The organism is Brevibacterium mcbrellneri ATCC 49030, assembly GCF_000178455.1.
In the GTDB taxonomy this organism is placed as follows: domain Bacteria; phylum Actinomycetota; class Actinomycetes; order Actinomycetales; family Brevibacteriaceae; genus Brevibacterium; species Brevibacterium mcbrellneri.
Window position 1 is genome coordinate 35,727 of the sequence record NZ_ADNU01000069.1, and the last position, 19,250, is coordinate 54,976.

At 57.0% G+C, this 19,250-nt stretch carries 19 protein-coding genes; 5 read left to right on the top strand and 14 right to left on the bottom strand.

Annotated elements, in window-relative coordinates:
• Nucleotides 1–123: 123 nt before the first annotated feature.
• Nucleotides 124–1,275 (bottom strand): acyl-CoA dehydrogenase family protein, encoded by a 1,152-nt coding sequence (locus HMPREF0183_RS10215; protein WP_005885776.1) that lies wholly within the window; start codon nucleotides 1,273–1,275, stop codon nucleotides 124–126.
• A gap of 98 nt (nucleotides 1,276–1,373) precedes the next feature.
• Here HMPREF0183_RS10215 and HMPREF0183_RS10220 point away from each other — a divergent pair, with 98 nt between their 5' ends.
• The 4 genes from HMPREF0183_RS10220 (at nucleotide 1,374) to HMPREF0183_RS10235 (ending at nucleotide 5,778) form a co-directional block, all read left to right on the top strand.
• Complete coding sequence (locus HMPREF0183_RS10220; RefSeq protein ID WP_156798248.1) at nucleotides 1,374–2,978, top strand: phenylacetate--CoA ligase family protein; 1,605 nt, start codon at nucleotides 1,374–1,376, stop codon at nucleotides 2,976–2,978.
• Nucleotides 2,979–3,052: 74 nt separating this feature from the next.
• Complete coding sequence (locus HMPREF0183_RS10225; protein WP_005885778.1) at nucleotides 3,053–3,541, top strand: antibiotic biosynthesis monooxygenase family protein; 489 nt, start codon at nucleotides 3,053–3,055, stop codon at nucleotides 3,539–3,541.
• Complete coding sequence (locus HMPREF0183_RS10230) at nucleotides 3,538–4,713, top strand: hypothetical protein (protein ID WP_156798249.1); 1,176 nt, start codon at nucleotides 3,538–3,540, stop codon at nucleotides 4,711–4,713. Before HMPREF0183_RS10225 ends, HMPREF0183_RS10230 begins: the two co-directional genes overlap by 4 nt.
• A 117-nt stretch (nucleotides 4,714–4,830) precedes the next feature.
• Entirely contained in the window at nucleotides 4,831–5,778 is a 948-nt protein-coding gene (locus HMPREF0183_RS10235; RefSeq protein WP_040348983.1) for a hypothetical protein, read from the top strand.
• Between the two features lie 108 nt (nucleotides 5,779–5,886).
• Here the strand turns inward: HMPREF0183_RS10235 and rplQ are convergent, their stop codons facing one another.
• The 6 genes from rplQ to infA all read right to left on the bottom strand — a co-directional run bounded on the left by rplQ (nucleotide 5,887) and on the right by infA (nucleotide 8,934).
• Nucleotides 5,887–6,465: a 50S ribosomal protein L17 gene (gene rplQ, locus HMPREF0183_RS10240; RefSeq protein ID WP_005885781.1), complete on the bottom strand. Its 579-nt coding sequence runs from the start codon at nucleotides 6,463–6,465 to the stop codon at nucleotides 5,887–5,889.
• A 21-nt stretch (nucleotides 6,466–6,486) separates the two neighbouring features.
• Nucleotides 6,487–7,485 carry a DNA-directed RNA polymerase subunit alpha gene (locus tag HMPREF0183_RS10245; protein WP_005885783.1) on the bottom strand — a complete coding sequence of 333 codons (999 nt, stop codon included), beginning with the start codon at nucleotides 7,483–7,485 and terminating at the stop codon, nucleotides 6,487–6,489.
• 88 nt (nucleotides 7,486–7,573) lie between these two features.
• Nucleotides 7,574–7,975 (bottom strand): 30S ribosomal protein S11, encoded by a 402-nt coding sequence (gene rpsK / locus HMPREF0183_RS10250; protein ID WP_005885785.1) that lies wholly within the window; start codon nucleotides 7,973–7,975, stop codon nucleotides 7,574–7,576.
• 27 nt (nucleotides 7,976–8,002) lie between these two features.
• Entirely contained in the window at nucleotides 8,003–8,371 is a 369-nt protein-coding gene (gene rpsM / locus HMPREF0183_RS10255; RefSeq protein WP_005885787.1) for a 30S ribosomal protein S13, read from the bottom strand.
• Nucleotides 8,372–8,534: 163 nt separating this feature from the next.
• Entirely contained in the window at nucleotides 8,535–8,648 is a 114-nt protein-coding gene (gene rpmJ / locus HMPREF0183_RS10260) for a 50S ribosomal protein L36 (RefSeq protein WP_005885790.1), read from the bottom strand.
• Between the two features lie 64 nt (nucleotides 8,649–8,712).
• Nucleotides 8,713–8,934 (bottom strand): translation initiation factor IF-1, encoded by a 222-nt coding sequence (infA, locus tag HMPREF0183_RS10265; RefSeq protein WP_019159374.1) that lies wholly within the window; start codon nucleotides 8,932–8,934, stop codon nucleotides 8,713–8,715.
• 186 nt (nucleotides 8,935–9,120) lie between these two features.
• Here infA and HMPREF0183_RS10270 point away from each other — a divergent pair, with 186 nt between their 5' ends.
• Nucleotides 9,121–10,119, top strand: coding sequence for a C2 family cysteine protease (locus tag HMPREF0183_RS10270; RefSeq protein WP_005885794.1), 999 nt, complete (start codon nucleotides 9,121–9,123; stop codon nucleotides 10,117–10,119).
• Between the two features lie 117 nt (nucleotides 10,120–10,236).
• On the opposite strand, the gene HMPREF0183_RS10275 is transcribed toward HMPREF0183_RS10270, so the two are convergent.
• The 7 genes from HMPREF0183_RS10275 to HMPREF0183_RS12990 all read right to left on the bottom strand — a co-directional run.
• Nucleotides 10,237–12,300 (bottom strand): LPXTG cell wall anchor domain-containing protein, encoded by a 2,064-nt coding sequence (locus tag HMPREF0183_RS10275; RefSeq protein WP_040348985.1) that lies wholly within the window; start codon nucleotides 12,298–12,300, stop codon nucleotides 10,237–10,239.
• A 179-nt stretch (nucleotides 12,301–12,479) separates the two neighbouring features.
• On the bottom strand, nucleotides 12,480–12,926 hold the full coding sequence (locus tag HMPREF0183_RS10280) for an META domain-containing protein (protein WP_005885798.1): 447 nt from the start codon (nucleotides 12,924–12,926) through the stop codon (nucleotides 12,480–12,482).
• A gap of 34 nt (nucleotides 12,927–12,960) precedes the next feature.
• A complete protein-coding gene (locus HMPREF0183_RS10285; RefSeq protein ID WP_005885800.1) occupies nucleotides 12,961–15,762 on the bottom strand; it encodes an alpha/beta hydrolase in 2,802 nt (933 codons plus the stop codon).
• An 88-nt stretch (nucleotides 15,763–15,850) separates the two neighbouring features.
• The gene (gene map / locus HMPREF0183_RS10290; protein WP_005885802.1) at nucleotides 15,851–16,675 is read right to left on the bottom strand and encodes a type I methionyl aminopeptidase; all 825 of its coding nucleotides are present in this window, start codon (nucleotides 16,673–16,675) and stop codon (nucleotides 15,851–15,853) included.
• Nucleotides 16,675–17,238 carry an adenylate kinase gene (locus HMPREF0183_RS10295; protein WP_005885804.1) on the bottom strand — a complete coding sequence of 188 codons (564 nt, stop codon included), beginning with the start codon at nucleotides 17,236–17,238 and terminating at the stop codon, nucleotides 16,675–16,677. Before HMPREF0183_RS10295 ends, map begins: the two co-directional genes overlap by 1 nt.
• Nucleotides 17,239–17,259: 21 nt before the next feature.
• Nucleotides 17,260–18,561, bottom strand: coding sequence for a preprotein translocase subunit SecY (secY, locus tag HMPREF0183_RS10300; protein ID WP_005885806.1), 1,302 nt, complete (start codon nucleotides 18,559–18,561; stop codon nucleotides 17,260–17,262).
• A 163-nt stretch (nucleotides 18,562–18,724) separates the two neighbouring features.
• A partial coding sequence (locus tag HMPREF0183_RS12990) for a hypothetical protein (RefSeq protein WP_005885808.1) occupies nucleotides 18,725–19,250 on the bottom strand: 526 nt, incomplete at its 5' end.

The window sequence follows — 19,250 nt, forward strand, 5'->3', positions numbered from 1 at the left end:
ACTGACCACCCTTGTTTAAGGGCCTATGTTCACCTTAACAGCGAGCTCACACACGGGCCGTTGTTATTCGTCGATTGGGCGGGCGTGACCGCGAAAGCCGCAACCACCTCGGCCTGGAAGTGATTAATCTTCGATCGGACCTAACAGTGCGTTGCTGTACGCGGAGTGCAGGCTCTCGTTGTCACTGGGCTGGTAGATTCCCGCCAGGACATCCCGGTACAAGCGCTGGAGTTCGCTGCGCGAATAGTACTGCGAACCTCCACACACGCGCAGGGCAGTGTCAACGGCACTCTTTGCCGCCTCGGCCGACCTATTCTTCGCCGCCGAAAAGTGCAAGAACCACTTCATGCCGTAGTTAGGATCACGGTCAGTGCCCACCAGGTCAAAGTCCTCCGTGAGTTTTTCAAGCTGTAGGCTAGCGCCGTCCATGAGGATTGCGGCTGATGCGATCTGCCAACGAATGTCGGGGTCCTTGGAATACGGGGCGCCTTTGGCTCGGGACATGCGCTTCTGCACAATCTCGCTGGCCAGGGAGACCGCGCGTTCACCAATTCCGTTGTACACACTGCCCAAGAACAGTTCGAAACACCCGAAAATCCCGAACACAAACGGGTCATCATTGGGCCCTACAGGCGTATGCGTGGCGACGCGATCAGACGACAAGAGCACGTTGTTCAGGACCGTTGTACACGACTGGGTGGCACGCATGCCCAAGGTGTCCCAGTCGTCCTTGATTTCGATGCCTTCTGAGTCGCGGTCGATGAAACCGAAAACTAGCTGGTCCGAGTCCTTCACGCGAGCGTGGACAACCAAGCGCGTCCACACCGGCGACAGGGAGGTGAAGATCTTGGTGCCCGTGAGCTCGTAGCCGTCATCCGTGGGGACCGCTTCAGTGGAGGAGTCGAACAGGACGGAGTCGTTGCCGGCTTCGCTGATCCCGAACGCGAAAATGTGCCCATCCATCGCGTCACGCAAAACCCAGTCGGTGGTCGTATCGCCCGCACGGTGCAAACGCGCGCACAACCCCACGATGATCTGGTGCATGTTGAACGCGAGCGCCGTTGCCGGAGCCGCCTGAGCGAGCGTACGTTGGACGCGTGACACCTCGGCGACACTCATCCCCGCCCCGCCAAAGGACTCAGGAACCAACATGGTGAGATAGTCGGCTGCCCGCAGGTCCTCCATATCTTCAAAGCAGAACTCATTGTTCGCGTCATAGCGGGGAGCACGTTCACGTAACGTGTCAAGAAGCTGGAGAGACAGAATGTCGGTCATGAAATTTTCCTTTCTTTTCGCGTCCCACGTTACCCGTGTGACAGTTTTGGCAAGTTGTACCTAAACAAATCTCACGCATGACCACTAGGTTTGGTCATATGAGTGAAAAGCGTCCAGCCCTGCGCAAACCCGTCATCAAACGCGGACCCGTCAATATCGCACGTCAGACCCTGCTGCGGCTCACCAACATGGGCTTGACCACTGCATACAAGGCATACCGTGTGCATCCGGCGATTTGGCGGCTCACCGCGCGCAATTACCAGCCGGGGCTCGAACGCATCGCCCGGCTCAACGCATGGATGATTTGCCAACAGGCCTCCCTGGACGTTCCGGCGTACCAAGACTATTTAGTTGAAAACGACTACGAGTTCACGTGGTGGAATCTGCAGAACTACCCTGCGACCAATAAACACGATTACGTCACGCAGTATTCCGAAGACGAGCGGTGCTGGAACGGCTCCATTGAGACCGTGGGCACTGTCGTGGACGAATCATCCGGATCATCAGGCAAGCCGTTTAACTGGATGCGGTCAAAAAAGGAATTGGACACGGTCCACCGCAACGTAGCCGGGTACGTGACGTTCCTGTTCGGTTCGCGTGACCTGTTCTGCATCAACGCGTTTTCCATGGGTGCGTGGGCCACGGGAACCAACACGGGACTGGCCATGGCCAAAGTCGCAATGGTGAAAAACACGGGCCCTGATCTAGAGAAAATCATTGACACGTTGACCCACTTTGGACCGGGCCACACGTATTTGATCAGTGCTTATCCTCCATTCCTCAAACACTTAGTCGACTACATGGACAACGACACAGAACGCGGCCCGGAGTACTGGGACCAGTTCACGCTCAACGGGTTCGTGGGCGGCGAGGCCATGACAGAAGGTCTACGTGAACACGTGGAGAAACGGTTCAACCGGGTGTACTCCGGTTACGGGGCCTCTGATCTGACAATCGGGATGGCCGGCGAAACCGATGTAGCGGTTGAGATCCGAAAAGAGCTGACACGCAACGCTGACTTCCGCGCGGCCCTGCTAGGCGAAGACGAATCGCGCGTTCCTATGATTTTCCAGTACAACCCGCTAGAGACATTCTTGGAAACAACTGAAGACAATGAGCTTATTGTCACAATTAACTCAGCGGCGGTGATGAGCCCTAGGCTTCGCTACAACATCGGTGATGAGGCCACGCTCATGAGCTTTGACGACATGGTAAACATCACGCGCGCATTCCCGCACTTAGCAAAACGCTTGTCTGAAGCGTTCAAGCGTCAGGGAATGCGCCTGCCGTTCGTGTTGCTGTTTGGTCGTTCGGATTCCACGATTTCGTACATGGGCGCGAACATTTATCCGTTGGACGTTGAGAACGGTTTGTACCGCGATGAGCGCTACGCACCATTGATTGATTCGTTCCGCATTGAGCTTCAGGACACTGGAGCCTTGGAGATGCGACCTACCTTGCACATCCAGCTGCGGGACACCTCGGCGGCGGAAAACTTGGACGCTGACCAGCGCGAACAGATGCGCACCGCACTGACCGCGGGGGTTCTTGAGCACTTGTCCGCGGTGTCACGTGACTTCAAGCAGTCGCTGGAGGAAGACCCGTCGGCGGCAGACATTCGCGTTGAGCTCCACGACCACGGCACGGGCCCGTTCGCGGAGGCTACCAAGAAGATCAAGAACACCTACCTGATGAAGTCCTAGCCGCCGCCCAAGCAGCCGCCGTCCAAGCATCCGCCCGCCCAGACACCCCTCCGACACCAACAACAGGAGCACACATGCGTACACGTGACTTTTCCGCCACCCCACCCCAGGGGCAGGGCAACGCTCTGTTCTTGGGGTGTAACGAGTACCGGTCGGTCCTGGACATGGCTGACCAGGTGCGCCGCTGGACCAAACTGGCCCGAACTCTCAAACGCGCCCCCGGCTACCTGTGGCACCGCAGTTACTACGAGTTCCCCAAGCGGATCGGCCTGGTTGTTGTGTTCCAGTCCCTCGACGACCTCATGCGCTTTGCCCGCACGCAGGAACACCACGAAATCATGCACTGGCTGGTGGGCAAAGGCGACAAATCCCCAGCTAAAGGAGGGTTTATCCGCATTTACGAGGCGAACGAATGGGGGTACTCCAACGGCATCTTCCGCGCCGAGGACGGCCGCACCGGCATGATCGACCGCTTTACACAGCTCCCCGGCGAATCGGCAACGTCCAGCACTCAGTTGCCCGGTGCCGCCACCTCGCCCAGCACCCGCACCGACCTCCCGTGACCCCAGTGATCCCCATGCCTCCCATGATTACCGTCGAACAGGTGGAAACCCGCGCGCAGCTGCGTGAGTTCTGTGCGGTTCCAGCGTGGATGACCCCCGCCGAGGTGGCTTCCCGGGTCCCGCTGTTACGTTCCGATGTGGTGGCATGGCACCGGGGCAGGTCGTGGTTTCCCGGCCCGGTGACGTTGCTGTTGGCCCGCGACGCGCATGGCACGGTTGTGGGCCGGTGTACGGTCCATTCGCACGCTGACATGGACGCGAAGCTTGGCTTTCCTACCTTGTTGTTTGGGGCCCTCGAGTTTGCACACCGCGACGCTTTCGAGGCGCTCATGGCCACGGTTGATGAGCACGCCGCCCGCACCGGCAAGACACACATCATGGGGCCGGTCTCGCTGTTGCCCAACGAAACCGGGGGCGTTGTTGTCGCCGGTCACGAACACCCGGGCTTCTTCGACTCCGCGTGGAACTCCCCGCTGGTGTCCCACGCGTTCGAGACAAGCGGCTTCACCCCGTTCAGCGGCGGCCGCACGTGGGAAGTGGACCTGGGTAAGGTGCCAGCTAAGCGGGCTACGGCGCCCGCGCCGCAAGCGTTCGCCGAGGTGGGAGTCGAGTTACTCAGCCCCGGCCGCTTGGGTGTGAGGAAGGTTTTGAACCGCGTGTTGCCCACGCTCAACGAAGCGTTCGACCCGCTCCCCTACTACACGCCCATTTCCGCAGAGCAGTTCGCGTCACAGACCAGTGGCTTGGAGTTGCTCATGGACCCCGGACTGATTGTGGCGGCCCAGGAGATGGGTGCAGAAGAATCCACCCCTGTCGCCGGGTTCATTCTCACTGTCCCCGACCCAGTCGAACATCTACGCGCAACCAACGGCGCTCTCTCCCCCACCTTTGCCGCACGGTTGCTACGGGAGCGCCTATCACGGCAGCGGTTAACCACCTCGGCGAAGGATGCGGTCCTCATCATCCAGGGCTCCCGCCCGTCCGTACAAGGCCGAGGCGTCGTTTCGATCCTAGCGCGTCAGATGTTCTCGACACTCATCAAGAAGAACTACCGCCGACTTAGAATTACATTTATTGGCGAGGACAACCCCGGCTCGGAAGCAATCCCGCGCAGGGCCGGCGGTCACCCGCTCCACGACATCCTATTTTTCCTCCGAAAGGTGCACACGTGAGCTTCTCCGAGGCCACTTTCGAACGAGTTTTCGCAACCGCCGGCTGGGCGCCCAGCGCGCACAACACGCAACCGTGGCTGCCCCAGGTGACCTCGCTGGCCCAGGCGCACGCTCCCCGTGACCGATCCGTACGCCATGGACCTGGGCCTCTCCCTGGGCTGTTGGGTCGAAGCGGCCAATATTGCCCTGGGCGCGACTAGTGCATGCATTGAGGACGTGCGCGTTCTGGGTGAAGAGCACGGTATCTGGCTTGAGTTGGACGTCGCCGAGGTAGGTCCGGGTGCGAGCGGTTCCGGCAGCTCCGGTGGCCCTACCCTGAGCGCGAGTAACCTCGAAACTGACAGCGGGGCTAGTTTTAAACCCGCCGAGGTGTTAGACCGCCAGGTGGACCGCGGCAAGTTACTGCCGCGCACCGACCGCCTGGAAGAGGCACTCACCCAGTTCGCCAAGACCAACTTCGCATACACCTCGGACCCTATTGCCAGCGCCCAGATTCCTGAAGCCACCTGGAGCGCGGCCTCCCGGTACGCGCAGGCGGCGGCGCTGTCACCTCGGGAAGCCTTGGACGAAACCCTGAAGTGGTTGCGCCTAGACGACACCGACCCACGCTACTACCAGGACGGGCTGACCGCGGAAACACTGCGGATACCGCGGGCCGTGGCTCGCACAGGCGCCCGTCTGGTCAAGGGCGGAAGCGACACGCTTTTGAACGCCGTGTCCCGCACCGGCGTATGGAGCACCATGCTCCCCACGTTCACATCACGCAGGGCCCCAGACCGCGTGGTGTTGGCGCTGCACCGCGATCACGCGTCGCAGGTCAGCGCAGAAGAATGGTTGCAGGCTGGGCGCGACCTGTTGCGGTTGTGGCTGATTCTTGCTCGCCACGGGCTCCGGGTGGCTGTCGAGTCGCAGTTGAAGGACACGCCATTGTCAGCTGCCATGCTGTGCGATGTTTTACGACGCACCGACCCCCACGGCAGTTTCGTCCCGTTTGCCGTTTTCTCGGTAGGTGAGTCCGCAGGCGAGGTCCCCAAGTCACACCGTCTGGTAGAGCAAGAGTCCTAGCAGCACCCCCTTCTCGTTATGTGCCTCCTGTGGAGTAACACCTGACGAAACGGCGCAAAACAAAGAACCCGTCCACCAAACGGTGAACGGGCTCTTGCCAAAGAAACCTTACTTGGTTTCTTCTTCAGCCTTTTCGTCTGCTTCTTCAGCAGCGTCGTCAGCTACAGCCTGTGCTTCGTCTTCCTGAGCACCGGAGTCAACGTCAGCAGGAGCTTCAGCCTTAGCCTCAGCAGCTTCGTCAACCTTCTCTTCAGCTACGTCAGCTTCTTCAGCAGCAGCGGTTTCAGCCACTGCTTCAGCTTCCTTGACGGCCTTCTGCTTTGGCGAGTAAGTCTCAAGGACCAGTTCAATGACAGCCATTGGAGCGTTGTCGCCGCGACGAGGACCAATCTTGGTGATGCGCGTGTATCCACCTGGGCGCTCAGCAACAGCAGGAGCAATCGAGGTGAAAAGTTCGTGCACGATTCCCTTGTCGGAAATCGAAGCAAGAACACGACGGCGTGACGCGAGGTCGCCACGCTTTGCGAACGTGATGAGACGTTCTGCAACGGGGCGCAGGCGCTTTGCCTTGGTCACCGTGGTGGTTACTGACTTGTTTTCAAAGAGCTGGGCTGCCAAGTTGTTCAGCATTGCCCGCTCGTGCGCCGGGGAACCTCCCAGACGGGTTCCCTTAGTAGGGGTAGGCATGGATATTTCTCCTTGGAATTCTTAGAACTGTTCGTCCTCAACGAACGATTCGTCTGAGTCGAGGTTAGCTTCACCGAATCCGTTCGGGCTGTCCTTGAGGCTCAGGTTCAGTTCATTAAGTTTCTGCTTGACTTCGTCGATGGACTTCGAACCGAAGTTACGGATGTCCATGAGGTCAGCTTCGCTACGAGCAACCAGTTCACCAACAGTGTGAATACCTTCGCGCTTGAGGCAGTTGTACGAACGAACCGTCAGATCGAGGTCCTCGATCGCAAGCGCCAGGTCAGCAGCCAAAGCAGCGTCAACTGGCGACGGTCCAATGTCAATACCTTCAGCTTCCACGTTGAGCTCGCGGGCAAGGCCGAACAGTTCGACAAGGGTCTTACCGGCCGATGCAACTGCATCACGTGGCAGAATCGATGGCTTGGTTTCTACGTCGATGATCAGGCGGTCGAAGTCGGTGCGCTGTTCAACACGTGTGGCTTCAACCTTGTAGGTGACCTTCAGCACGGGCGAGTAGATCGAGTCGACAGGAATCCGGCCGATCTCAGCGTCAGCGTTCTTGTTCTGCGCAGCAGAAACATAACCGCGTCCGCGTTCGATCGTCAGTTCAATGTCGAGCTGACCTTCGTCATTGAGCGAAGCGATGTGCAGATCCGGGTTGTGGACCTCTACACCGCCAGGCGCAGAAATGTCGGCGGCCGTGACTTCGCCAGGACCCTGCTTGCGCAGGTAGGCGACGACAGGCTCGTCGAATTCCGAGGAGACGACCAGTGACTTGAGGTTCAAGATGAACTCGGTGACGTCTTCCTTAACTCCAGGCACGGTTGAGAACTCGTGCAGGACACCGTCCACCCGGATGCTGGTGACAGCAGCGCCAGGAATTGAGGACAGCAGGGTGCGACGAAGTGAGTTACCGAGGGTGTAACCGAAACCTGGTTCAAGAGGTTCAATGATGAATCGTGAACGGTAGTCGGATACGACCTCTTCGTTAAGCGTGGGGCGTTGTGCAATTAGCACGTTGGCTTCCTTTCAGCGAGCAACCGCTATTTGACGCTCGCATTGCACTCAGTGGAGGGATTTACTCGTGACGCAACCTGTTAGGGAATTAGCCGCGACGACGCTTTGGAGGGCGGCAACCGTTGTGTGGAACTGGGGTGACATCCTGGATGGTGCCCAGTTCCAGACCAGCAGCCTGGAGCGAACGGATCGCGGTTTCACGACCTGAACCCGGTCCCTTAACGAAAACGTCTACCTTCTTCAGGCCGTGCTCTTGAGCACGGCGAGCAGCAGACTCGGCAGCCATCTGAGCTGCGTAAGGGGTGGACTTACGGGATCCCTTGAAGCCAACCTCACCCGAGGAAGCCCAGGAGATCACAGCGCCCGTTGGGTCCGTGATCGAAACAATGGTGTTGTTAAAAGTTGACTTGATGTGCGCCTGGCCATTAACAACGCTCTTCTTGACCTTGCGACGCGTAGGACGCGCTGATGCGCGTGACTTGGGTGGCATGTGTGAAAACTCCTTACGAAAACCTGATTACTTCTTCTTACCGGCCACGGTGCGCTTTGGTCCCTTGCGGGTACGCGCGTTGGTCTTAGTGCGCTGACCACGCACTGGAAGTCCGCGGCGGTGGCGGAGGCCTTCGTAGCTACCAATTTCCACCTTGCGGCGAATGTCAGCTGCAACCTCACGGCGGAGGTCACCTTCTACTTTAAAAGTACCTTCGATGTAGTCGCGCAACTGCACGAGTTCATCGTCAGTAAGGTCCTTCACACGGGTGTCCGGGTTAACCCCGGTCTCCGTCAGGGTCTGGCTCGCACGAGTGCGGCCCACACCATAGATGTATGTCAAGGCGACTTCCACACGCTTTTCGCGCGGGAGGTCGACTCCGGCAAGACGTGCCATATTTGCGGTTCTCCTATTGTTGATCAGAGGTACTTACTCAGACCTGTTCCCTTTCGGGTCCTCGGCCCCTGAACCGAGGGTGTCGTCCCGCTTGTGCGGGGGGCGAGGCCTGCTTGGGTGTGGGTTCGCCTGCTGAGCAGTGCGAATCCGTGATCTGCGTTGATCAGCCCTGACGCTGCTTGTGGCGCGGGTTGGTGCAGATAACCATCACGCGGCTGTTGCGGCGGATGACTTTGCAGCTTTCGCAGATCTTCTTGACGCTTGGCTTAACCTTCATCGCTATTCCTTCATATCGACAACAGCACAGTTATGCGCAATTGCCGAGTAGTCGAAAAGATCTCTTACTTGTAGCGGTAAACAATTCGTCCACGCGACAGGTCGTAAGGAGACAGCTCCACTACGACACGGTCTTCGGGAAGAATACGGATGTAGTGCTGACGCATCTTTCCAGAGATGTGAGCGAGCACCTTGTGGCCGTTTGTCAGCTCAACACGAAACGAAGCGTTCGGAAGAGCTTCAACAACGGTTCCTTCGATCTCAATGACCCCTTCTTTTTTGGCCATATCGTTCGCTAACCCCATTTTCCCGCGGATAACCCGCGTATTGAATGAGAACCCAAGGATGGATTCTTTTACCGCGGCCTGTGTCGTGAACCAAATAAACGTAGACTCCGCTAATATCTAACGAAGTAGCTTGTTTTTGAGCGCACGACAGCCATAGACCAATTGAACACTTTACATGGATTCCCTATGCTGTTCAAGTTTAAATACTCCACTTGGAAGCCAAATCACAGTACACTTCGCACTGTCATAGCGGAACTCGAGGCGATTCACTCCCTCGCGCTCACTCATGGGCTGTCCTCAGTCCGGGCCGACCTCGGGACCATCAACGCCTTCCTCGTCACAAACCCCAAGGCGCGTGCCGTACGCACAGCCCTCATCCAGCACCTCCACGTCCACCGGCCGGAACTGACCTATCTGCTTAAATATCTTCCCGCCGTTGAACCACGGTTCCGAGGCCCCGCCACCCATGAACTCGCACGTCTGCACGATGGCGTCACCCAGGTTCGCCAGGGGCAACTGGGCGACTGTTGGCTCATCGCAACCCTGGCCGCGTGCGAAAACGCCAAACCGGGATTCACGGCCAGCCTCATTGAACACAGCCCGCACATCAACTCACCGCACACGGTCCACACTGCTGGCGTGCGGCTCCACTCCCCCTGGCCACGCACGATCGCCGTGACCCGCTGGGTGCCACGCCGCCACCGAGCAGGCGACAACCGGCTTGACGCGAACAACGCCAGCCTGGTCGAAAAGGCCGTCGCTTCCCTGGTCCACTCGTATGTGCGCATCCAGTTCAACTTCGCCGGCACGGCACTGTGGCTTCTCACCGGCACGTGGTGCCCGGCACGGCCGGTCCCGCGCGACCTCGGGGTTGTGCGGGAATGGCTTGCCAGCGGGCGCCCAGTAGTTGCGTCAACGCTTGTCCACCGCCGAGGTGCGCGCCGCCTTCCGCGCGAAGATCACCCCGACCGGTGGGTAGGTGTGATGGCGGGGCACGTGTACGTTGTGTGCGAAGTCCTGCGGTGCGATGAGGACGGTCGCACTGATGACGACGCGCCGTGGCGGGTACACGTGCACAACCCTTTAGGTAGTGCGGAGGGGGAACCGCGTCGCACAGATCTTTTTCTTTCCGCGGCACAGTTCAAACGCGCGTTTTTAAGTGTCAATGTGGGGCCGGTTGTGTAGGCGGTGCTCGTGCTCTTCGTGAATATGCCAGAGGCGGGAAGGATTGCCCTTCCCGCCTCTGTTATGTGCGCAACCTAGCGGTTTACACGTGGCGTTGTATGCCTTTGCGCTTACGCTTTATGCTTTACGGCGACGTGAAGCTGCAATCAGGCCACCACCAACGGCGATCATTCCAATTGCCACTCCGGTAGCTGCAAGAGCAGACGTACCTGTTCGAGGCAGAACGTTTGTGCCCTTGTTTCCGGACTTGTCGTCCTTGCCCTTGTCACCCTGGTCGCCCTTGTCGCCAGGCTGAGCGGTGTCGTCAACAACCTCGAACTGGCCCGTCAGTTCTGACTCGTCGAACTTCGCGATGACCGAGTACTTACCGAGGAAGCCTTCACGTGGGCCGGACTCGCCCCACACGCGAGCAACGGCTACACCATTTTCATCTGCGACACCAGAGGTTTCGCGAACAACCTTGCCATCAAACAAGGTCTGGAACGTTACCTTGGTTCCTGGCTTGAGGCCCTTGACGGTGTAGCTGACACCAACTTTGTCGTCCTTCTTACCGTCACCAGCGAACTTGTCAACGTCGATACGCTCAGGGTCAACCGTCAGCGTGGTCTTAGCATCCTCAGTGGGCTTTTCCGTCGGCTTCTGGGTTGGCTTCTGAGTAGGTTTCTGCGTTGGCTTTTGGGTAGGTTCCTGAGTAGGTTTCTGCGTTGGCTTTTGGGTAGGTTCCTGAGTAGGTTTCTGCGTTGGCTTTTGGGTAGGTTCCTGAGTCGGCTTCTGCGTTGGCTTGTCTGAAGCCTTAGTCACCGTGTAGGAAATTGCCAGTGGCAGGGAGACCTCGTGCTTGGTGTGCAGGAAGAGGTTGCCAGAGACCTTGTCACCAGCTTTGCCTGGGGCCTTGAACGACCACTTGCCGTCCTTCACAGTGACAGAAACCTCGGTGCCATCTTTGAGTACAAAGGTTCCACCCGTGAACATGGAGTCGGCTTTGCCGCTGAGGCTTCCACCTTCTTCGACCTTGGTTGAAACTGGCTCGGCAGCGGCTTTTGCACTCTTCGTCAGTCCCTTAGGTCCACTCTTTGCAGCAGCTTTTGCACCGTCAAACGCAGGTTCTTTCTCCACGAGAACGCGTGACCCGTCACCAATCTGGTCGAGGTCGTTGCGTAGGTCAGAGAACCACGCGTAGTTTCCGTCATCTGTTTTTGCGTAGGCGGAGAATACACCGGCTGCACCGCCATCCTGGGTGATGACCGGCCCACCAGAGTCTCCAGGCTTACCTTCTATGTACCCGCCAAAGCCCTTAACCATACGGCCTTGGACGTTGAACCAACCGGTTGCAACTACCTTCCCTGAATGAAATCCGGTGGTGCGTCCCGAACGTGCAACGGTGTCATTGATCTCAGCGTCGTGGAGCTTCTGTACCGGAATGCTGTCATCCACCAAGTCGGATGGGTCAGTCCACTTGGTCACACGTGGATATACGCCTTCAAACGTCTTCAGGTCATAAATACCGAAGTCAATGTATTTCTTACCGTTCTGGAATTCAACTGCGCCAGGCGGCAGGCTGTAATCAGGCTTCTTTTGCCCTGGAGCTCCCATCTGGAAGCTCTTGATTGCGCCCGTTACCAGGTCATTGCCCTTTTCAGCTTTTCCACCTGCCGCAGGTGATCCTTTGGGATCGGCCCACAGCAACTTCGTCGCTGTTCCGATCGTCAAATTGTCCCCGGCGTCGATGTTGGCCGCGGTGCAGTGCCCGGCGGTGGAAATCTGGGGCGTGAACTTCTTGGAGAGGAGCGCGAAACCGGCAGAGCACACAGCCGCTTTCGAACCCGTGTCATTTCCCATGAGAGTTGGGTGGCCCGCAACTACCTGGCCACCAGAGGCAAAAGACGCAGGCTTGTCTAGTTCAACAACTTCCACATTCTTGTGGCTGCGGATGAACTTTTCGGCGTCTTTGCCGAGCTTGTCGCCTTTGACCTTGAAGATTAAGACTTTGCCGTCTTCACCTCGGGCATAACCCTTCACCTTGGAGTCTTGAGCGAGCTTGTCGCCGTTAGATTCAAACTGTGCACCGGCAACTGCAGCTTCGGAAGCAAAGGACGCTGTTCCTGTCGTAGCTACGCCAGCGAACCCAACGGCCAGAGCGGCACCAAATGACATCAGTCGTTTAGAAGGCGTTACACCCATATGGTTTTCTCCACATCTTTATCAGTGAGTTGCGCGCTCGTGCACACAACTCTTGATACATACTTGGACTCGACCATACTGTCACGCACATCACCTGAGGAAAACTTGCGGTCATTTTGTTCACGGCATTTTTCACAATGCCCACAATGCCAAGGTTACTTGCGATCCACTCCGTGACTTTACGAGCGGAACAGTTTCCCAATTTCCTTGCCGCTGTGGTCTTTCACCGTCATCTGAGTGTCATCGAACTCCACTTCACGCCCCTCAGCCAGCCACTCATCAACGCCTGGGCAACCTCGCAAGGTAGTTGCGTAATCCTCGAGCCGAGCCGCGTTGCGCTCTGGGTCGCTGTTCATGGAATACCGCGTGAGAATTCCGTTGCAACCGGTACTTCCTTCGACCGTTCCGTCTTCGTGGAACTCTAAAAAGGCGTCACCTTTTTCACGGGCCTCCCAACGCCCAAGAATCCGCGACTGGTTGGTATCCGAACTCTCCGCGTCCTCGGTTCCTCCAAATTGGTTGTCACTACTGCTTTGCGAACAACCGGCCAAAAGTAGAATGCCTGCAATCAGTACGGCCCATACACCACGCATTTTCGCCCCTAACGCATCAGTGGACCCAAGCATATCGCTTGGGTCCACTGACTGTTTTAACTATTTTTTACAGTTGCTTGCGCTTGCGTGCCACAGCAACAGCACCTGCACCAGCAGCCACGAGGATCAGAGCAATTCCTGCCTGGAATCCAAGTTCGGCACCAGTACGTGGCATCGAGCCGTTGGCGTTGGAGTCCTTCGACCCCTTGCCGTCGCCCGTATCGGACGAGCCACCCTTGTCGCTACCTTCATCGGAGGAGCCGTCCTTGCCACCCTCGTCAGAGCCACCCTTGTCAGAGCCGTCCTTGCCATTGTCGACGTTTCCGCCGGACTCAGGGTCATCTTCCTTAGGCTGTTCTGCCTTCATGATTTCAAGGTCACGGGTTGCAACTACCTTGCCGTTAGCGTCCACCAGCGAAACCTTGACGGTTCCAGGCTTCAAGCTTGCAGGCAGGGTGAAGGTTCCAGCGCCGTTACCTCCGTTGTCGGCCTTCACGGTCGCAACAGTTTCGTCACCTACGCGGATGCTGTAGTCAGCTTCCGAGTTGTAGTGACCAAACATGTAACCGATCTTTTCACCTGCGTGCGCTTTCGACGTTGAGGTCGAGAACGACGACTCGCGGAACGTTTGAACCTTGCAACGGGTGTTAAACGTAACGGTGTTACCCAGGTCGTCCTTAGCAGTGTCAGGCTTCTTAAGCTTTGCACCAAAGTCGCCGTCTTCTGGAACAATCCCCTTCTTGAAGAAGTCGTTTACCGTTTCATCAACACAGATCTTTTCTTCGTCACCAGAGATGAACGAGGTGTGCGAAGCACCCGAAACGCTCAACAGGGTTCCGTCGATCAGACGTGCGAGCTTCACACCCGAGTCGTACGGGGTAGCCGAGTCGTGAGACGTCGAGATCACCAGAATGTTCGGAACCTTAGTCAGCTTTTCAGGACCAGGTAGGGTTCCCTTGAACTTCCAGAAGTCACAGTAGTCGTACACACCGGGAGCAACCGTTGCTGCCTGGAACGGTGCAGCCTCGTCATACGCCTGAGCGAAACGACGGATCAGATCCTTCGAAGGCATATCACCCTTCGAGTTCGAGTCAGTACAACGGATGTTGGTAAACGCCTGCAACATTGGGGCGTAGTGGCCCTCTTCGTCGCGGTCCATGTACTGGTCAGCCAGGATCATCAGACCACCGGCAGACTTTCCTGCCTTCAGTTCGTTCAGAGCAACGTTGAGCTGTGACCACAGCGTTTCGGAGTACAGGGCCTGGAAAACACCCTGACGTCCGTCAGCGAATGACACCATACGGTTGTCGTTTGGCTGTCCGGTAGGGAGACCCTTACCGCCGTTTGCAGTTTCCAGGGTCTGCAGGAGCTTAGCGTTCGCTTCAGTGAGCTTCTTGGTGTCAGTGATTCCGTCACCCAAAGCACACGAGAATGGCTGGTCTGCAAGTTCAGTTTCCGCAAACTCTGGCCACAGTTCGCCGTAGGTCTTACCTTCTGCACCCTTTTCGGAGCAGTCCAGTGCGAACTGCTCGAACGTGCCTTGGAATCCGGCGCCCTGTGCAATCGTGTCCTTCTGGTCGTCGGTGAAGTCCGAGCCATCAACAGGAGCCTCGGCTGCGACCTTCTTGCTGAGGTAACGGTCAGAACGCTGGTTGATCTGCTTCAGCGACTCGATTGCAGCCTTGTCGACATTACCTGGGTCAACAACACCGTCGAGAACCAGTTTCCCAACGTTCGCACCGTACTTCTGCGCGTAGACATACCCCAAGCGAGTTCCGTAGGAGAACCCAACATAGTTGAGCTTGTCGTTACCAGTGATCGAACGGAGCAGGTCCAGGTCGCCAACAGCGTCCCAGGTCCCCAAGTGCTCCATGACGTCTTGCTGGTTGGCCTTGCCCAGGTCGAAAAGCTTTCCGGTGTTGTTGAAGCAGTCCTCCGTGTAACGCTTTGCACGGTCGTTAAGGTCCTTTTCAGCATCTTCAAGGTCCATTCCGAACGAGTTGGATTCACGGTCTTCGTCAATCTGCTTGTCAGACGAGCACTGTGAGAACGGCATGGAAGAACCGGTTCCGCGGGGGTCAAAACCGATCATGTCGAAGTCTTCAGCCAGTTCAGGGTCGTACAAGGCGCCAACGACCGACATGGTCATTCCGGAACCACCCGGACCGCCTGGGTTCCACATGACCGAACCCTTGGATTTGGTGGGCGTGAACTTGCCGTTTTCATCAAGCTTCCCCGACTTGACCTTCATGACTGCAATGGCAATGTTGCCCTTGCTGGCATCATTCACGTCGATCGGCGCAATCATGTAGCCACATTCAGCCTTACGCCCAATTCTGGATTCGTATGTGCCATAGCCCAGCGCTTCACAGTTTTCGGGCGAGAAGTCAACCTTCTGGTTGTAGTACTTCTCGAGCCCGGAAGGAATGTTTCCGGCGCCTTTGCCGCCTTCGACTGGTTCGGTGATTTTGTACTTTCCGTCACCGTCGGGGTCGAACATTGTCTTAGCGAGCTTTGGGTAGTACTTGTCCAAAGCGTCGTCATCTGGTTCTTCGTCTTTGTTGACACGGGTTGGATCTTCAGTCGCAACCTCAGCGTCAGAGTCGGCGGGGGTTTCGGTTGTTTCCGCTCCCGAGGTGTCCTCAGGTGCCACTCTTTCTTCTGGGGCGCGGGGTTCGGCAACTTCCTGCGCTTCTTCCGAAACGCCGGGGGTCTGTGCAGCTTCCGTTGCCGAATCCTGGTTCGGCGTTTCTTCGGTGGGTTGTGCCTGCGCGGGGAGCGCACCCATGGTTACTGCGAGAGACAGGGACGAAATAAAGGCGAAGGCGCCGACACCGCGCCTCCGCCGTTGCAATTGATTTTGTGTCATGGGACCGATCTTAAAACATTCTGACCGGTTTCTGTGAAGCTCGTCACGATTTTTTCATATTTTGTCGTGAGCGCCTCAGGGCTGCGCCCTATTCAGGCAGTGGAACAGGGGTAACACCATAAGGCGCCAGGCGCGCTTCTCCCCCGTCTGGCTCAGTCAAAACCCAGATACCGTTCTGGTGCATTGCGACCGTGTTCTCCCAGTGAGCTGCACGTGAACCGTCGTTAGTTATGACCGTCCATTCGTCATCCAGTGTGGTGTTCGCCTGATCACCGCGCACCACAATTGGTTCAATACAGATCACCATTCCGGGACGAACCCGGGGGCCACGATTCTTAGCCCCATAATTCAGGACTTCGGGCTCCATGTGCATTTGCGTGCCAATTCCATGGCCAGTGAAATCTTCCACAACAGAAAGATCCGGAGCCACTTCCATGATGTAACCCTCAATCGCTGCACCAACGTCACCAATCCGCTTAGCAGAAGCAAACGCAGCGATACCAGCCCACATGGACTCCTCAGTCACATCAGACAAACGCTGGTCGGCAGGATCCCCACCATCACCCACGATCGTGGTAAACGCATTGTCACCATGCCAGCCGTCAACAATCGCACCACCGTCAACGGAAACCAGGTCACCCTCACGGATCACGCGGTCACCTGGGATCCCATGAACAATCTCTTCATTCACAGAGATACACACGGTGGCCGGATAGCCGTAATACCCCAAGAAATTGGAGGTGGCGCCAGCGTCAGCGATCGCCTGTGCGGAAGCCGCGTCGACCTCGACGGTGGTAACCCCCGGAACCAAAACCGAACGGGCGGCTTCCAGAGCCGCCCGCGATACGAGCCCAGCTTTCCGCATGAGCACGATTTCTTTATCCGATTTCAGTTCCACTTTGGAACCGAACATTACACTCCTAAAGCTTTGAGAACGCGGTCAGTGACCTCGTCGATTTCGCCCAGACCGTCGACCTTACGCAACAGTCCACGCTCTTGGTAGATGTCAGTGAGTGGCTGCGTCTGCTCGACGTACACGTCCAGGCGGTGACGGATCACGTCTTCGGTGTCGTCGGCGCGCTTTTCGATCTGTGCACGAGCCAGCAGTCGCGCCACAATTTCGTCAGTGTCAGCGGTTAGCTCAACCACGTGATCCAGTTCCTGCGAAGCTTCCTTCAGCATGCGGTCGAGTTCGTGGACCTGAGCCTCAGTACGTGGGTAGCCGTCGAGCATGAAACCGTTTGCCGTGTCGTCCTGGTTGAGGCGGTCCTGCACCATGGAGTTCGTCACTTCGTCAGGAACATACTCGCCAGCATCCATGTAACGCTTAGCGGTCTTGCCCAACTCGGTTTCGTTCTTCACATTGGCACGGAAAGTGTCACCTGTCGAAATAGCGGGAATGCCCAGCTTTTCACTCAAACGAGCAGCCTGAGTTCCTTTTCCTGCCCCAGGGGGACCAATCAAAATGATGCGCATAGCTTTAGCTACCTTTCTGAACTACCTGAGCAAACCTTCGTAGTGACGCTGCTGCATCTGGCTGTTGATCTGCTTAACCGTTTCAAGACCAACACCCACCACAATCAGGATCGACGTTCCACCGAACGGGAAGTCCTGGTTTGCGTCAATCAAAATCAGCGCGATGAGCGGAATCAAAGCAACCACGGTCAAGTACAGCGAACCAGGGAATGTGATGCGTGTCAGCACGTAACTCAAGTACTGTTCCGTGGGCCGTCCCGCACGAATTCCTGGAATGAATCCACCGTACTTCTTCATGTTGTCAGCGACTTCTTCAGGGTTGAAGGTAATCGCAACGTAGAAGTACGCGAAGAAGATCGTCAGCACCGCGTACGTGAGAATGTAAATCCAGTGGTCACCTCGTGTGAGGTGAGCGTTGATCCACTGTACCCAGCCGGCTTCCGGGTCACCGAACTGAGAAATCAGCGTTGGCAAGTAGAGCACTGAGGAAGCGAAGATCACCGGGATAACACCGGCCTGGTTGACCTTGATGGGAATGTAAGTGGAAGTGCCACCGAACATGCGGCGACCCACCATGCGCTTGGCGTACTGAACCGGGATGCGACGCTGCGACTGCTCAACGAACACCACGGCCAAGATAACCAGCAGACCCACGGCCAAGACGATCGCAAAGATGTCGATACCTTTTGAGGTCAGGATCGAGTTCAAGGCGGCAGGGAACCCAGCAGCGACCGAGGTGAAAATCAGAATCGACATACCGTTACCGACACCACGCTCAGTAATCTGCTCACCCATCCACATGATAAGTGCAGTACCGGCGGTCAATGTCAGAACAATAATGCAGATGCCCCACCACGTGTCATTCTGAATCAGGTTCATACATGCGTCGACGTTGCCAAACAGGGCGCCCGTGCGAACGGTAGTCACCAGGGTGGTGGCGTTAAGAATCGCCAACGCAATGGTCATATAACGCGTGTACTGCGTGAGCTTAGCCTGCCCGGAAGCACCCTCTTTGTGCAGTGCTTCGAACCGAGGAATCACCACACGCAAAAGCTGCGTAATAATGCTGGCCGTAATGTACGGCATGATTCCCAGAGCAAAGATTGAAAGTTTGAGGAGCGCACCGCCACTAAACAGGTTGATGAGCCCGAATGCACCTTGACCAAGAGCGGGTGAGGCAACACACGTTTGAACTTGCGAATAGTCAATGCCAGGCGCGGGAATAAAGCTTCCGAGCCGGAACAAAACAATTACCCCAAGGGTAAAGAGGAGTTTGTTTCTCAAGTCAGGCGTACGAAAGGCCCGCCCAATTGCGCCGAGCAAGAGTCCTCCAAAACAGTGGCCACGGCACGCACCGTGGCCCAAAAATCCGATTACAGTACCAGAGCACTTTATCAGTAACTTGAGCTGTGGCTGTAACGCGAAAGTTAACTTTTCCCGTGAACCAGCAACAACCCTTGCTTATTCAGTGTCTGCCGGGCATATTCTAGTGGTCACGATACTCGATGAGATGCGCGCTGGGAACCGCGTTGGCCACAGCCTTTTCTGACTCACGCAATGCGGCTGAATGCAATTCCAGAAGCGTTTTCATGAGCTTTGCTTGCGCAACCGCAAGGTTGGGGCCCACCGTCACTTCATCTGGTAAAGACGGCAACCGGAACCCCAGCATTGAGGCGGTAAAGAACACGTCGTAGTACTTTGATGGCGAAAGCCCACTCGATGACCGGTATGAGCGCTCAAGCTGCGCGACCTGCGTGCTCACACCTTCTATGTCTTGCACCTTCTCACTCACGCGATACGCTCGCTCAACAAGCTCTCGTGCCTGCCGCTGTGAAACAGGGCGAAGCGTCGTCGCAGTAGCCCAGGCATCTTGTGGCAACTCCACGAACGGCAACACCTCATGTGAACGGTCAACAACACCGAGCAATGCACCAGACCGCAGCTTCCCATACCCGTGGTGTTCCGCAATATAAAGCAATTTGTCGCGGCAGGTGCGGGACACCTCGGGAATC